The sequence below is a fragment of the Streptomyces sp. RPT161 genome, from assembly GCF_027533845.1.
Lineage (GTDB): Bacteria > Actinomycetota > Actinomycetes > Streptomycetales > Streptomycetaceae > Streptantibioticus_A > Streptantibioticus_A silvisoli_A.
This window is the reverse complement of record NZ_JAPZVN010000022.1, coordinates 96,988-111,906: the sequence shown is the minus strand read 5'-3', so window position 1 is coordinate 111,906 and position 14,919 is coordinate 96,988. Positions and strand designations below refer to the sequence as shown.

At 72.8% G+C, this 14,919-nt stretch carries 8 protein-coding genes; 3 read left to right on the top strand and 5 right to left on the bottom strand.

The features are described from left to right. Positions 1 to 225 precede the first annotated feature (225 nt). Positions 226 to 774 carry a MarR family winged helix-turn-helix transcriptional regulator gene (locus tag O5O46_RS29755; protein ID WP_269858717.1) on the bottom strand — a complete coding sequence of 183 codons (549 nt, stop codon included), beginning with the start codon at positions 772 to 774 and terminating at the stop codon, positions 226 to 228. Between the two features lie 126 nt (positions 775 to 900). Between O5O46_RS29755 and O5O46_RS29750 the strand changes: the two genes are divergently transcribed. After that, positions 901 to 2,193, top strand: a complete 1,293-nt coding sequence (locus O5O46_RS29750) for an MFS transporter (protein ID WP_269858716.1) — start codon at positions 901 to 903, stop codon at positions 2,191 to 2,193. Between the two features lie 4 nt (positions 2,194 to 2,197). Here O5O46_RS29750 and O5O46_RS29745 read toward each other — a convergent pair whose 3' ends face one another. Together O5O46_RS29745 and O5O46_RS29740 are read right to left on the bottom strand one after the other, a co-directional pair. Beyond that, complete coding sequence (locus O5O46_RS29745; protein WP_269858715.1) at positions 2,198 to 3,901, bottom strand: ATP-binding SpoIIE family protein phosphatase; 1,704 nt, start codon at positions 3,899 to 3,901, stop codon at positions 2,198 to 2,200. A 230-nt stretch (positions 3,902 to 4,131) separates the two neighbouring features. Then, positions 4,132 to 5,424, bottom strand: a complete 1,293-nt coding sequence (locus O5O46_RS29740; protein ID WP_269858722.1) for an NAD(P)/FAD-dependent oxidoreductase — start codon at positions 5,422 to 5,424, stop codon at positions 4,132 to 4,134. Between the two features lie 323 nt (positions 5,425 to 5,747). Here O5O46_RS29740 and O5O46_RS29735 point away from each other — a divergent pair, with 323 nt between their 5' ends. Together O5O46_RS29735 and O5O46_RS29730 are read left to right on the top strand one after the other, a co-directional pair. After that, positions 5,748 to 6,551: a TetR/AcrR family transcriptional regulator gene (locus tag O5O46_RS29735; RefSeq protein WP_443072658.1), complete on the top strand. Its 804-nt coding sequence runs from the start codon at positions 5,748 to 5,750 to the stop codon at positions 6,549 to 6,551. 204 nt (positions 6,552 to 6,755) lie between these two features. Beyond that, entirely contained in the window at positions 6,756 to 8,744 is a 1,989-nt protein-coding gene (locus O5O46_RS29730) for a sigma-70 family RNA polymerase sigma factor (RefSeq protein WP_269858713.1), read from the top strand. Here O5O46_RS29730 and O5O46_RS29725 read toward each other — a convergent pair. Together O5O46_RS29725 and O5O46_RS29720 are read right to left on the bottom strand one after the other, a co-directional pair. Beyond that, positions 8,731 to 11,922, bottom strand: a complete 3,192-nt coding sequence (locus O5O46_RS29725) for a BTAD domain-containing putative transcriptional regulator (protein WP_269858712.1) — start codon at positions 11,920 to 11,922, stop codon at positions 8,731 to 8,733. The genes O5O46_RS29730 and O5O46_RS29725 overlap by 14 nt on opposite strands. Positions 11,923 to 12,166: 244 nt before the next feature. Beyond that, positions 12,167 to 14,287 (bottom strand): asparagine synthase-related protein, encoded by a 2,121-nt coding sequence (locus O5O46_RS29720; protein WP_269858711.1) that lies wholly within the window; start codon positions 14,285 to 14,287, stop codon positions 12,167 to 12,169. Between the last annotated feature and the right edge of the window lie 632 nt (positions 14,288 to 14,919).

Sequence of the window (14,919 nt, the reverse complement as noted above, 5' to 3'; positions counted from 1 at the left end):
TGGTTTGTCTTTCCGGCCTCGCGGCCGTTCCGACGAGTGAGACTTTAGTGGATCCTTGGCCGCTCGGTCTAATCGAGCGAATTCCGGTTCCACATTCCGAAAACACGCACGAAAAAGCTGCGACAGCTAGTCGGTTGCGTTTGCGGAATGGTCACCCGCGGACCGACCGAAGTCGGCGCTCACGCCGGGCAACTCGGAGAACACTACGGATGGGCCGGGCCCGTGTCAACTCGCTTCGGTGTCGTCCGTCGCATCCGGGTCCACCCGGTGCAGAACGCTCGCCAACATCCCGCCCAGCGTGGCCAGTTCCTCGGAGGACAGGTCCTGCAACAGCTCCGACTCGAAGCCCGCCGCCATCCTCATGGCCTCCAGCCACTTGCCCCGGCCCTCGTCGGTCAGCTCGACGATCACCCGTACCCGGTTGGACTCGTCGCGCTCGCGGGTCACCAGACCCTCGGCGACCATCCGGTCGATGCGGTGCGTCATCGCGGCGGGGGTCAGTCCCAGGCGCTTGGCCAGATCACCGGGACCGAGGCGGTAGGGCTTGCCGACCAGTACGAGGGCCTTGAGCACCTCCCACTCGGCGTTGCTTATGCCGAGCTCGGCGACCTGGCGCCCGTAGGCGACGTTCATCCGCCGGTTCAGCCGCTGGAGGGCCGAGACGACCTTCTCGATCTGCGGGTCCACCTCGGGGAACTCGCGCTGGTAGATGGCGATCTGCTCGTCGAGGTCTAGCTCCGCCGGCTCATGGGGCGGCTCGTCGGCTGCGGTCATGTGCCGAGTATCCCATGGAAGTCGTTCGCACTTAAGTCTTCGGCCATGTATATTTTAGCTTCGAAGTTTAGGGTTGAAGTCTTCGAGCTCGTAGACCACGGGCTCTCGCACCAGAGGTAGGTGAGTGTGACCACGGCAATGGGCGCAGCGCTGCGCCGGATCCAGTTCGGGAACGCGCTGAGCGCGTTCGGCAACGGCTTCACGGTCCCGTTCCTGTTCGTCTACGTGGCGCGGGTTCGAGATCTTGGTGCCGTCACCGCGGGCGTGGTGTTGTGGGCTTTCGCCGCCGCCGCGCTGGTCGTGCTGCCGTTCACCGGTCGGGTCATCGACCGGCGGGGTCCGCTGCCCGTAGTGCTCGTCGGTTCCGTGGTCTCCGCGGTCGGTTCGCTGGGGTTCGGGTTGGCGACGTCGGCCCCGATGGCGATCGTCTCCTCCGGCGTGCTCGGTGCGGGCATGGCGGTGATCCAGCCCGCGCTGGCCACGCTGATCGTCTGGTGCTCTAGCACCACGACGCGTTCGCGCGCCTTCGCCACGCAGTTCTTCCTGAACAACCTGGGGCTCGGCATAGGTGGACTGTTCGGCGGGCTGCTGGTGGACACCGCCCACCCCGGCTCGTTCACCCGGCTGTTCGCCATAGAGGCGGCGATGTTCCTGGTGCTGGCCGCCATCGTGGCGACCGTGCGTCTGCCGCGTACCGTCGCGATCGAGGACATCCAGGACGCGCCGGAGGGTGAGCGGATCGGCGGTTGGCGGGCGTTGCTCGCGGACCGGTCGATGGTGCGGCTGTGCGTGCTCGGCGCGGTGATGTTCTTCGCCTGCTACGGGCAGTTCGAGTCCGGACTGTCGGCGTTCGCCACCGATGTCACCCGTATCCAGCCCGCCACCCTGGGCGTGGCGCTGGCCGCCAACACGGCGGTCATCGTGATCGCGCAGTTCCTGGTACTCAAGCCCGTGGAGCGGCGTCGGCGCACCCGCGTCATTGCGGCGGTGGGGCTGATATGGACGGTCGCCTGGCTGGCGGCGGGCGCCTCCGGGCTGATCCACGGGCACCAGATGTGGGCGACCGGGGCGATCATCTCCACGTACGCCCTGTTCGGGCTGGGCGAGGCGCTGCTGGCGCCGACGGTGGCTCCGCTGGTGGCGGATCTGGCCCCGGGCCGCATGGTCGGGCTGTACAACTCGGCGTTCGCGCTGGTCAAGCAGCTCGCATTGGCCGTCGGGCCGCTGGTCGGCGGCATATTGGCGGGCCTTGGGCTGTACACGCCGTACATCGTGATGCTGGTCGGCTGCTCACTGGCGATCACCGTGCTGTCGCTGCGGTTGGGGCGGCGCCTCACTCCTGTACAGGACTCGCCGATGCGTGCCGCCGCCGTGTCCGCGCCGTCCGCGGAGGCGGATCGGGTGGTGGCGGCGGCCTGAGCGGTCAGCCGCCGGTACCCGGCAGGGCGAACTCGCACCAGACGGTCTTCCCGCCGCCCGGTGTCCGCCGCGAGCCCCATGAGGAGGCGATGGTCGCGACGATCGCGATCCCGCGGCCCGCTTCGTCTCCGGGCTCGGCGCGCCGTCGCCGTGGCAGATGGTCGTCGCCGTCGGTCACCTCGATGATCAGTCGCCGGTCGGTGCGGCGCAGCCGCAACCGCATGGGCGGGGTGCCGTGTTGCAGCGAGTTGGCCACCAGTTCGCTGGTGGCCAGCACCCCGAGGTCCCGCAACTCCACCGGGAACCGCCAGGACGCGAGCACCCCGGTCGCGAACGCCCGTGCCCGGGGCGCCGCTTCGACGCCGCCGAGCAGGTCGAGTGAGGCGTTGCGGAACAGTTCCGCTTCGGCCCCGGTGTGCCGGGGGTGTTGCAGCACCAGTACCGCCACGTCGTCGTCATGGTCCGAGCTGACGCCCAGGGTGCGCAGCAGCCGGTCGCAGATGACCTGCGGGGTGCCGCTGGCTCCGGCCAGTGCCCGCTCCAGCCCGGCGACGCCCTCGTCGATGTCCTCGTCGCGGCGTTCCACCAGCCCGTCGGTGTAGAGCACGGCGGTGGCGCCGGGCTCCAGCGGGACCGACCCCGATGCGTGCAGCCAGCCGCCGGTGCCCAGCGGTGGGCCGGTCGGCCCCTCGGCGCGGTGGACGGTGCCGTCCGCCGCACGGATGACGATGGGCAGGTGCCCGGCGGAGGCGTAGGTCAGCCGGGCCTCGCTGGGGTCGTGGACGGCGTAGACGCAGGTGGCGATCTGGCTGGCGTCGATCTCGGCGGCCAGCCCGTCGAGGAGTTGGATCACCTCGTGCGGCGGGAGGTCCAGCCTGGCGTACGCCCTTACGGCGGTGCGCAGCTGGCCCATCACGGCGGCGGCGCGTACTCCGCGGCCCATGACGTCGCCGATCACCAGGGCGGTGCGGCCCGCGCCGAGGGTGATCACGTCGTACCAGTCGCCGCCGACGGCGGCCTCGGTGCCGCCGGGCTGGTAGGTGGCGGCCACCCGCAGGTCGTCGGGCTGCTCCAACTCCTGTGGCAGCAGGCTGCGTTGCAAAGTGACAGCGGCCTCGCGCTGCAACCGCTCGCTGGCCCGCAGCCGTTCGGCGGAGCGCACCTGGTCGGTGACGTCGGCGGCGAAGACCAGCACACCGCCCTCCGCGGCATCCTCGGCCGCGGCCTTCTCCAGAGCGGTGTTCGCCAACGGGGTGCAGGTGAACGTGAAGTAGCCGCTGCGCTGCTCCTCGTTCGCGCCACGCGCCCAGGTCACCTTGCGGGCCTTGACGGTGCGCGGGCGTCCGCTGCGCAGCACCTGGTCCATCAGCGGCAACAGGCCCAGCTCGGCGAGTTCGGGCAGCGATTCGCGGGCCGGTTCGCCGGTTTTGCGGGCGCCGAAGACCTCGGTGTAGGCGTCGTTGACGTACCCGGTGCGGTGCTCGGGCCCGTAGGTGATGGCGATCAGCGCCGGTACCTGGCCGAGGACGTCATGGACGGAGAGTTGGTCGGCCGCGGTCGCCCCGGGGTGCCGCGCCGCGCGGGCGGCGGGGACGGATCCCGTGGCACCGGTGGCGCCCGGTGTGGCGGTGGGATCCGCTGCCGCGGCGGCAGCCGCCGCGCGTCGCTGTGTTCCGGGGAGCCGGGCGCTCCAGCGCGTCAGATTCACAGATTGATGCCTCGTGCTGTCGTACCGGGTGGCTCTGCCGGGCGGCCGTGGGGTAAACGCCCAGTTTCTCTTCTGTGTCACACTCTGCCCGCGTCAGGCGCATGTGTCACTCTTCGCAGGTACGGGCGTACCCGCCGTCACCATCGCAGTGTTGGAGCGTAGTTGGCGAGGGACGGATGTGGCAGTGCGGCGAGTACCTCGGTTGGGGGCGGTGGTGGGCCCAGCCGGGGTCAGACGTCCGGCTGTCTGCCGATGCCTGCGGCGAGTTCGAACTCCGCACGGGGGTTCTCCAGGGAGCCGAGTGCCGCGATCTCCCGCTTGAACAGCGCGGCCAGGGTCCAGTCGGCGAGGACTCTGGACTTGCGGTTGGCCGTTGGGAGGCGGCTGAGGTGGTAGACGCGGTGCATGAGCCACGCAGGGTAGCCCTTGACCTGGCGCCCGTACAGATGGGCGACACCCTTGTGCAGGCCGAGGGAGGCCACCGAGCCGATCAGGGCGTGCCGGTACTCCTGGGGCTCGCCGCCGCGGAGGGTGGCGATGATGTTGTCGGCGAGGAGCCTGCCTTGGCGGACGGCGTGTTGGGCGTTCGGCGCGCACTCGGTGCCGGGCTTCTGCGCGGTCAGGTCGGGTACGGCCGCGGCGTCACCGGCCGCCCAGGCGTGTTCGGTGCCGTCCAGCCGTAGCGCGGCGGTGACCCGCAGCCGGCCGTGCGGGTCGCGCGGCAGGTCGGTGGCGGCGACCAGCGGATGCGGCTTGACCCCGGCGGTCCACACCACCGTACGGGTGGGGAAGCGCGCGCCGTCGCTGAGTACCGCGATCCGTTTCTCGCATCTGGCCAGCCGGGTCTCCAGCCGTACGTCGATGTTGCGGCCGCGCAGCTCGCGCACCGCGTACCGGCCGAGTTCCTCGCCGACTTCCGGCAGGATCCGGTCGGTAGCCTCCACCAGCACCCAGCGCATGTCGTCGGGCAGCACGTTGTGGTAGTAGCGGGTGGCGTAGCGGGCCATGTCCTCCAGCTCGCCCAGCGCCTCGACCCCGGCGAATCCGCCGCCGACGAAGACGAAGGTCAGCGCCGCGTCGCGGACCTCGACATCGCGGGTGGAGGAGGCGATGTCGAGTTGGGCCAGCACGTGGTTGCGCAGGCCGACGGCCTCCTCCACGGTCTTGAACCCGATGCCGGACTCGGCCAGTCCGGGGATCGGCAGGGTGCGGGAGACCGACCCCGGGGCGAGGACGATCTCGTCGTAGCGCAGCTCGGCGTCGCCGCCGCCCTCGCTGCGGGTGGCGGGCGTGGAGACGTACGCGGTCCGTCTGGCGTGGTCGATGCGGCGCGCTTCGCCGACCACGACCTGGCAGCGGGGCAGGACGCGCCGGAGCGGCACGATGACGTGCGCGGGCGCCACGGACCCGGCGGCCGCCTCGGGGAGGAACGGCTGGTACGTCATGTACGGGTCGGGCGAGATGACGACGACCTCGGCCTCGCGGCGCCTGAGCCTGCGCTGGAGGCGCAGGGCCGCGTACATGCCGACGTATCCGCCGCCGACCACCAGGATCCGTGCTGGCTGTGTCACCTTCCCATGACGCACCGACAAGCGGTGGTTTGTCCACAGGGCCGCACAACGTTGTCCACAGGCCGATCATGGTTGGCTCACAGACTCGTACGATGCTGGAAAGCAGTCCGGGGAAGTACGCGATCGGGGCGGTCCGGGCGGAACCTCCCCCTTCATTCTTGACCTGGGCTCAACTATGTTCGTACAGCGGTACGTCATCGGTACGGGCAAGTGCCCGGCACCGAAGGGACATTGGGGGAGTCTCCGGGGGGAGACGTCACAACCGGGGGATACATATGCATATTCAGGACCCGCAGTGGGCGATGACCATCAACACTGACGGTGACGGACACGGCCGTGCCCATGGACGAGCGCACGGCCTGACGACGGGGGGTTCGGGGGGCAGGGGCACACCGCTGCGGGTGGATGCCCAGCGCAATCTGGAGCATGTGCTGCGGGCGGCGCGCGAGGTCTTCGGCGAGCTGGGCTACGGCGCGCCGATGGAGGACGTGGCGCGACGCGCCCGGGTGGGTGTCGGCACGGTCTACCGGCGCTTCCCCAGCAAGGACGTGCTGGTGCGCCGGATCGCCGAGGAGGAGACCGCCCGGCTGACCGAGCAGGCCCGCGCCGCGCTCGGACAGGAGGACGATCCGTGGGCCGCGCTCTCGCGGTTCCTGCGCACCTCGGTGGCGTCCGGGGCAGGGCGGCTGCTGCCGCCGCAGGTGCTGCGGGTGGAGACCAGCGCGCCCGAGCTGGCCGAGGCCAGGGTTCCGCAGCAGCGCGAGTCGGTGGCGGTCGTGCCGCACCGTGTGGACGGCCACGGGCCTGAGTCGCCGCGGCTGGTCGAGCCGCGCTCCACGGTCGGCGCGGAGCACGACGGCGGCATCACGGCGCTACTCACGGTGGTCGGCCAACTGGTCGAGCGGGCGCGTGCGGCGGGCGAGTTGCGGCCCGATGTGGCGGTGGCCGACGTGCTGTTGGTGATAGCCACCGCGGCGCCTTCACTGCCGGACGCGGCGCAGCAGGCGGCGGCTTCGGCGCGGCTGTTGGAGATCCTGCTGGAGGGGCTTCGGTCGCGTCCGCAGATACGTACGGCGTAGTCGGCCGCCGGTCCGCCGCTGGATCGGGGCGGTGCCACCCACGGTCCGGCGGCGGATGGTCACCCTCGTACGGGTGAACGTTCAGGGGCGACGCGGGAAGTCTGCCCGGACGAGTGGTTCCGGTGACAGCCCGGAGCGCGCGTCATGGGGGTGTGCGACCCTTGGCCGTGGCTTGGTGCGGCGGCGGGTTGTGGAGCTTGCGCGATGGGCGTTGACGGACAGGACGACTCTCGGGGCACTGACGGCGCGCGGTCCGGCGACGGCCGGGATGCGGGCGACTCCGGGGCCGCCGGTGGCTCGGGCGAGGGCCCCAGACCCGGCCGTGGGCTGCACCGGCGGGTTCCGGGCCAGGCTCCCGCGGGTGCGGGCGCCACAGGCGCGGCGGACGCCTCCGGACGGTCCGGCGGCGGACGCGGCGCGGCCGACGAGTTCGTACCGCAGCAGCGCGAGCGCTCGGGCGGTGGTCAACTGCCGCCGTCGGACGCCGAGTTGGTGGCCCGGGTGCGTGACGGTGACGACAGCGCGTACGAGGAGCTGTACCGGCGGCACGCCGACGCGGTACGCCGCTATGCGCGCGGTTGCTGCCGGGACGCCTACACCGCGGAGGACCTCACCGGTGAGGTGTTCGCCCGCACCCTTCAGGCGGTGCGCGGTGGCGCCGGGCCGGACGCGGCGGTACGGGCGTATCTGCTGACGACGGTGCGGCGGGTCGCGGCCTCCTGGACGAGCAGCGCGAAACGGGAGCAACTGGTCGAGGACTTCGCGGTGTTCGCGGTCAGCGCCGCCGGTGCGAACAGCAACGGCGGGAGCGGGGCGTTCGGTGCCGGGACGGATCCCGGCGCCGATGTGCGGGCCATGCAGGAGGCCGACCAATCGCTCGCGGTGAAGGCTTTCAAGACCCTGCCCGAGCGGTGGCAGGCGGTGCTGTGGCACACCGCTGTCGAGCAGGAGTCGCCCAGCCAGATCGCCCCGTTGCTGGGCCTGACCGCCAACGCGACCGCTGTGCTGGCGCACCGGGCCCGTGAGGGGCTGCGCCAGGCCTATCTCCAGGCCCATGTCAGCTCCGCGCTGACCGCCGAAGGCGAGTGCGCCCGGCACGCGGACCGGCTCGGCGCGCATGCCCGCGGCGGTCTGCGGCTGCGCGCGGACCGGGAGTTGCGCAAGCACCTTGAGACATGCGGCAGATGCCGTGCGGCGGCGGCCGACCTCGCCGATGTCAACGCCTGCCTCAAGGGCCTGCTGCCGGTTGCCACGATCGGGTGGTTCGCCGCGTCCTACGTCGCCAAGGCGGCCGGGATCGCCGCGGTCGGCGCGGCAGGCGCGGGAGCGGCGGCCGGTGCTGGTGCGGCGGGGGCGGGCGGGGCCTCCGGCTCCGGCGGCGCGGCGGGCGGTGCCGCGGCGGCCGAGGGCGTGGGGATGCCCGCGAAGATCGGCATCGCGGCGGGCGTGGTGGTCGCGGCGGGCGGAGTGGCGATCGCCGCCGTCCTGCTCGGCAACGACCACCACGCGCCGAAGCCGGAAGCCAAGCCGCCGGTGAAGGCCGCGCCCATCGGCCCCGTACCGAAGGCATCACCACCGTCCCCGGCGTCGACTCGCACCCCTAGGCCGAGTACCCCGCCGCCCTCACCCGCCCATGTCGCCCTGCCGACGCCGACCCCGACGCCGCCGCCGCCCAAGCCAACTCCCAAGCCCACCCCACCGGCGCCCCGGCCGACCCCGTCGCCCACCCCGACGCCGACGCCGCCACCGCTCGCACCGCCGACCGTCTACCAGCTCAACGAGCTACCGCTGGGCGTCCTCGGCGACGGCACGGGACCGGAGGTGCGGCCGGACGCGTTCAACTGGCTGTGGCACCGCTACGACCTGGAGATGGACGGCACCAACTACCCGGACGGGGTGAGCGTGCACACGCCCTCGTCCGTCGAGATCGACCTCAACCGCGCCTGCACCTCGTATGACGCGGTGGCCGGGCTGGACGACCTGTCGGCGGAGGGCGGCGCGGTGCGCTTCGCGGTCTACGGCGACGACACCCCGCTGTTCACCTCGGGCGTGGTCACCGCGGACAGCGGTCCGGTGCCGGTGCACGCCGACCTCACCGGGTACAGGACGCTGCGCCTGGTCGTACGGGACGCGGGCGGCGGGCCGTTCCTGAACCTCGCGGACTGGGCGCGGTCACGCATCAGTTGCCGGTGACGCCGTCCAGCAGTTCGACGGCCTCGCCGACGGTGTGCCGCAGGCCCTCCGCGTACGCGGCGTCGTGGGCCTGGTCGCCCAGCACGGCACGGGCCCGGTCGTGTACCCGTGCCGCGTCGGCTCGCTCCGGCACCGATCGGGCCAGCGAACCGCGCAGCGTGGTCGCCGCGCCCAACACCCGCAGCGCGTCCGCGGGTCGGCCCAACTCCAGCAGGCCGACGGCGGCTCGCTCGGCGAGGGTGGCGAGCAGCGGTTCGGTGCACTGCGCCGCGATGCCCTCGCGCAGGGCGCGGCGGAACGTGTCCACCGCCTCGGGCCGCTTGCCCTCGGCGAGCAGCACATCGCCGTCCAAGCCGGTGAGGAAAGCGGTGAACATCGGCGGCGGGGTGCCCAGTTCGGCCTCGGCACGGGCGATATCGCACAGCTCACGGGCTCTGGATACATCGCCCGCACGTGCGGCGATAGCGCCTTGCAGACAGCGGATATACGTACGCGCGTCCCAGACGCCATAGTGGTCGGCCTCCCGTTCCGCCTGCTCCAGCAGTCGCCCGGCCGTCGCGTCATCACCCTCCCTGGCGGCCAACTCCGCCAGCCTGGCCACCAGAAACGGGTGCTCAGCGCGCGCGCCCAGTTCCTCGCACAGCCGGATGGAGGCCTCCAGGTCGGCGCGCGCGGTGGCGTACTGGCCGCGCGCTATCGCCAACTCGGCCCTGGCGGTACGCACCTGGGCGATCAGCCAGCGATCCCCCACCCGCTCGGCCAGTTCGGCCAGCTCCGCCCAGTCGGCATCGGCGGTGTTCAGCCCACCGGGCATGTCGATGATCACGTGCGTGCGGAAGGTCAGCGCACACGCGAGTTCCCACTCGCCGCCGTACGCACGGCAGTTGTCCACCATGACGTCGGTGTGCGCCCGAATATCCTGCTGTCCGCCCAGGTGATATCCGACGAACGGCCACAGCAGTCCGGGAAAGCGCGCGCTGTGCGGCCCCGGCTCGGCGTAGACGCCTCTGATCTGCCGGGCCATCGCCTTGACCTCGTCGTGGACCACCCCCGCCACGCTCGCCCGGTCGGCACTGAGCAAGAACTGCACCAGCCGCAGATCCATCCGCGACATGAACAGCGGATCGCTGCGATCCGTCGGCGGCTCGCCGAGCGCGACGACCCGCGAGATCCACCCGGCGCTCTCGTCCCGGTAGCTGCGCAGCCACCAGAACCAGCCTAGCGCGGAGACCATCGAGATCGCCGTCTCCTCGTCACCCTCGTCGATCACCCGCTTCAGCACGCCGCGCGCGTTGTCCAGCTCGGTCTCCAGCCGCTCCAGCCAAGGGAGTTGCTCCCCGGTGCGCAGCTTCGGATCGGCGGTCCGCACCAGGTCGTGGAAGTACGCGGTATGGCGGCGGGCGGTGGCGGCAGCCTCGTCCGGATACTCGGCGGCGCGCTCCCGCGCGTACTCCTGGATGGTCTCCAGGAAGCGATAGCGCACCCCGTCCGGCAACTCCTCGGCGACCAGCAGTGACTTGTCCACCAGCGACCCGATCAGGTGCAGCACGTCCCGCTCGCGCAGCTCCGTGCCGTCGGCGCACACCGCCTCGGCGGCGGCCAGCGTGCAGCCGCCGGAGAAGACGCACACCCGGCGCAGCAGGGTGCGCTCCCGGGCGTCGAGCAGCCCCCAGGACCAGTCCACCACCGCGAGCAGCGTCTGCTGACGCGGTAGCACGGTGCGGCTGCCGCTGGTCAGCAGACGGAAGCGGTCGTCCAGCCGGTCGGCGATCTGATGCGGGGTGAGCATGCGCAGCCGGGCGGCGGCGAGTTCGATGGCGAGCGGCAGGCCGTCCAGGCGGCGGCAGATCTCGGCGATCGCCTCGTGGTCGGCGTCCGCGTCGAAGCCGGGGCGCACGGCCGCGGCACGCTCGGCGAACAGCCGGTACGCGGTGGGCGGAGGCAGCGGTTCCACCGGGCGGACCGCCTCGCCGGGCACGCCCAGCGGTTCCCGGCTGGTCGCCAGCACGGTCACTCCCGGGCAGTGTGCCAGCAGCGCCTCGGCGGTACGGGCGGCGGCGCCGATGACGTGCTCGCAGTTGTCGAGCACCAGCAGCATGCGGCGGTGCGCGCAGTGTTCGAGCAGCCGCTCGGTGGGCTCGGCGACCGGCGCCGTGCTCGTCAGCAGGGCGGTGTCGCTACGGCCTACGGAGTTGAGCACCGCGCGGGCCACCCCGCCCGGATCGGCGACGGGCGCCAGCTCGGCGACCCACACCCCGTCCGGGTACATGGCCGCGAGTTCGGTTCCGGCTTGCTCCGCCAGCCGCGTCTTTCCCGAGCCGCCCGCCCCGACGAGGGTCACCAGCCGGTGCAGGGCCATGTCGTCCCGCAGTGCGCGCAGGTCGTCCTCCCGGCCGACGAAGCTGGTGAGGCGGGGACGGAGGTTGCCGGGTGCGCCGGGGGCCGGGGGCGCGGGCGGTGGTTGGCGCGATGGGGGGCCGGGGTCGAGCAACTCGGCGTGCAGCGCGCGCAGTTCGGTACCGGGGTCGGTGCCCAGGCTGTCGGCGAGGGCGGTGCGGGTCTGCTCGTAGGCCGCCAGGGCGTCGGCGGTACGGCCGACCGCGCGCAGCGCACGGATGTACTGGGCGCGGAACGGTTCGTTCAGCGGATGCTCGGCCACCAGTTCCTGCAACTGCGGTAGGACGTCGGCGGCACGTCCCAACGCGAGGTGCGCCTCGGCGCGGTGCTGCAACGCGGTGAGCCGCAGGGCCTCCCAGCGGGCGGCGGCGGAACGGTCCGGGAGATCGGCGAGCGCCGGGCCGCGCCAGAGCGCGAGGGCCTCGTCCAGCGCGCTCGCGGCGGCCGCCGCGTTTCCCTCGCCGAGCGCGGTGGCGCCGTCCTTCGTCAGGCGCTCGAACACGAAGAGGTCGACGTCCTCGGGCTTGGCGTGCAGTACGTAGCCGGCCGGGCCGGAGCCGACCTCGTCCCGGCCGAGGGCCCGGCGCAGCCGGGACACCAGCGCTTGCAGGGCACCGTGCGCGTCCTCGGGCTCGTCGCCGCCCCACACCTCGTCGATGAGCACGGAGGGCGCGACGGGGCGCCCCGCACGGAGCGCGAGGGCAGCGAGGGCGGCGCGCAGACGGGCCCCGGCGAGCGGGGCTCCGGCGACTTCCGTCGTGCCGAGGAGTTGGTAGCGCACGTCTCATTCTCCCCCGCCCCCTGGGTGCGGCCCTGCCAGGGTTCGGAGTTTTCGCACTCGCCCGACCGATCGCCGCCGACTGTGCGCGTTCCGGTTCGCGGCCGCGCCGCGGGTTTGCGAGTGGGGATCTCCCACTCGCCAACCCGCTTTTACCGCGGGGCAACCGGACCCGCGACCAACCGCGCGACGGCGCACCAAAGGCCGACGGCGAACGGGCAGGCGGGTGGGCGAACCCCAGCCCCGGCTAGTGCGTAGGCGGCAGCGAGATCGCCCGAAAGGCCAGCGCCAGCACCCCCGGGGCGTCGGGCCCCGTCCAGCACGACCCCCGTCGCGCCAGCAGCCGCCGCAGCCAGACCTCCGTCGCGACCAACTCCCCCAGCCCGTCGAGCGGCAACGCCTCCCCGTCCGCCGCCGAGCGCAGCGCCCCCCGTACCACCCGCGCGTCGACCAGCCCGGCGTCGGCCAGCAGCGGCGCGCTGAACAGGTCCATCAGGTCGTCCACAGCGGCGCGCAGCCCTACCCGTACCGCGCCGGAGGTGTTGGTCGTGGCGCCCCACCCGGGCGGCAGATCGTGCACCCCGGCCCCGGCCAGTACCGCGCGCAGCACGGAGGCCCGCGCTCCGGGCCGTACCCGCATCGTCTCGGGCAGCGCCTGCGCCGCCCGCACCACCTGGTTGTCCAGGAACGGCGCATGCAGCCGCTGGCTTCGCACCTCCACCGCCTGCTCGAAAACCCGCAGATCAGCCGCCGCACGAGCGAGCGCCGCGCGGGCCCGCCGCTCGCCGGGACGGCCCACGGAGCCGGGCCGGGCAGCCGCGTCGGACAACCGAATCGATACTTCGGCGAGCGCCTCCCCGGTCAGCCAGCGGGCCGCGGGCCCGGGACGGCACCAGGTGAGCGCCGCCAATGACGCCGTGAGCCCACCCGCCCCGGCGTCGTCGAAGCGCCGTGCCAGCAGCCGGCCCGCCGCGTCCTCCACACCCTGTTGATAAGGCGTGCGGGCGAGCCGCCGCGCCGCCCGGTACAGCGTCAGCGGTACGAACGCGGAGCGCGCCGACGCCCCCTCGGCCCGCGCCAACGCGGCGGCGGGACGCAGCAGATGGCGTCGGTGCCGCTCCAGCAGCAGATCGGCGAGTCGCGCGGGATGCGCGTCGAGCACGTGGCGCGCGCCATGGCCGATGAAGTGGTCGGCGCCACCCGCTGCGAGCCGCCGCCGATGCCGCTCCGCGGTGATCAACGCGGGACCCGGTTCGTCGGTCAGCGGACCGCTGTCCAACAGGTCCGCGTACGGCAGGGACTCGGCACCGCCGGGCACCACCACGTGGTGCAGCCGGGGGTCGGCCGCCATCCTGCGGGCTCGTTCCAGCTCCGCGTCGCGCCCCTGCTCCCCGCTGGTGGCCAGGTCGTTGAAGGTGACGGCGCGCAGCCGCTGCCCGGCCTGCGCCCCCAGTCCGATCGGCGTTCCCGGCATACCGGGCAGGCCCGCGGCGAGCAGCGCCAGGGTCGCGGACGCGCTGCCGCCCGACAGGTCGGCGCCGATCCCGGGCGCGGGCGCGTCGCCGGGCTCGGGTACGTAGCGCGGCTGGGCCAGCCGGGCACGTACCGCCTCGACCAGCGCGTCCCGTACACCCGCGACCGCCTGCTCGGCGTCGGTGGCGGAACGGGACGCTCCGACCGCCAGGGAGGCGTGCGGCTCGTAGCCGGTGATCTCCGGGGCGCCCTCGCGCAGGATGAGCGCGTGACCGGGCGGCACCCGGCGCACGTCCTGGTACGGAGTGCCGTTGCCGAGCGCCTCCGGCGAGTCGGGGCAGGCTAGTTGGGCGGCGAGGTGGGTGACGTCCAGGCTCGCCTCGACGAGGTCGGCGAGCGGCAGTGCGGCGGTGGCGTACGCGGTGCCGCCCGCCCACGGGGTGTGGAAGACCGGGCGGGCTCCGGCGAGGTCGGCGACGATCGTGGTGCGGCGCCCGATCTGGAGCACCGCGGTGTAACTCCCTGCCCACATGGTGAGATGGCGCAGCGCGCCGCCGCGCGCCGCGTAGAGCCCGATGCGGAGCGCGTCATCGCTGGCGAGGCACCGGCCCAGTACGGCGAGGCGGACGGTCACCGGGCCTCCGCCGTTGCGCTGCCCGGAGCCGAATCCGGGCGTGGTGCCGTACGCGCTTCCGTACGCGCCGTGTGCGCCGTTGCCTCCGGGGCGTGTCGGGTCGGCCGTGATGACCCGGATCTCGTCGGCGCGCCAGTCGCCGACCGCCCACAGCGGATCGGGGTCACCCCACAGGAGTTGACCGCCGACCGGCAGCAGGGTCCGACCGGCGACGACCGATGACCGCGCTACGGCGCTGCTCCAACCCACCAACCACCGCATCGCAGCCTCCACCGGCTGTGGACAACTGGCTTCGCACCACGGCGAACTGCCGCTCCATCAGAGCCCGGACAGATCTCCGCTCGGGGAACATCAGGGCTCTGCTCTGGGAACATGCTGCCACGGAGTGGAGCGTCAGGGGCGTACGGGAGCGCGGCGAAGCGGTGGTCCCGCGCCACCGATGCGGGTCAATGTGGCGGTATGCGCGTTATGTTCCGTCTGTCGTATGCCGGTTGGCGTATGCCCCGGGCGGGGTGCCGCGTGGCGCGGGGGTACGCCGAACACGTTCGGCGGGGTGCGCGTCGCATTAAGTGGCGGCTGGGCTCCCGCCGTTGGGCCAGTGCGTAAAGCTCTGGTATAAGGCTGCCCGCCCCGGGCCTCCCCCTCCGTGGTCCGGAACGGGCAGCCCGTCTCAGTGCCCCGACCCGCAATCCCCAAACCGGCGATTTCTCGCCAACGTCGCGCGGGTATCCACACGCCACGCGCGGGCCAACACTCAGTCCGGGAGGCGTCGGCACGCCCCCCGGACCGGTTCCGCCACCCGCGGGGAATGAGGCAGCGGTGTCCCCTGGCCCACCACCGACAAATCCGAAGCCGCAGTCTCGACGGCAGGCCGACCCACGGCCCCATGCAAG

Excerpts from the sequence above, each read along its gene's own strand:
- O5O46_RS29755 (WP_269858717.1), bottom strand. The coding sequence starts at position 774 with ATGACCGCAGCCGACGAGCCGCCCCATGAGCCGGCGGAGCTAGACCTC.
- O5O46_RS29740 (WP_269858722.1), bottom strand. The coding sequence starts at position 5,424 with ATGTACGCGGCCCTGCGCCTCCAGCGCAGGCTCAGGCGCCGCGAGGCC.
- O5O46_RS29735 (WP_443072658.1), top strand. The coding sequence starts at position 5,748 with ATGCATATTCAGGACCCGCAGTGGGCGATGACCATCAACACTGACGGT.
- O5O46_RS29730 (WP_269858713.1), top strand. The coding sequence starts at position 6,756 with ATGGGCGTTGACGGACAGGACGACTCTCGGGGCACTGACGGCGCGCGG.
- O5O46_RS29720 (WP_269858711.1), bottom strand. The coding sequence starts at position 14,287 with ATGCGGTGGTTGGTGGGTTGGAGCAGCGCCGTAGCGCGGTCATCGGTC.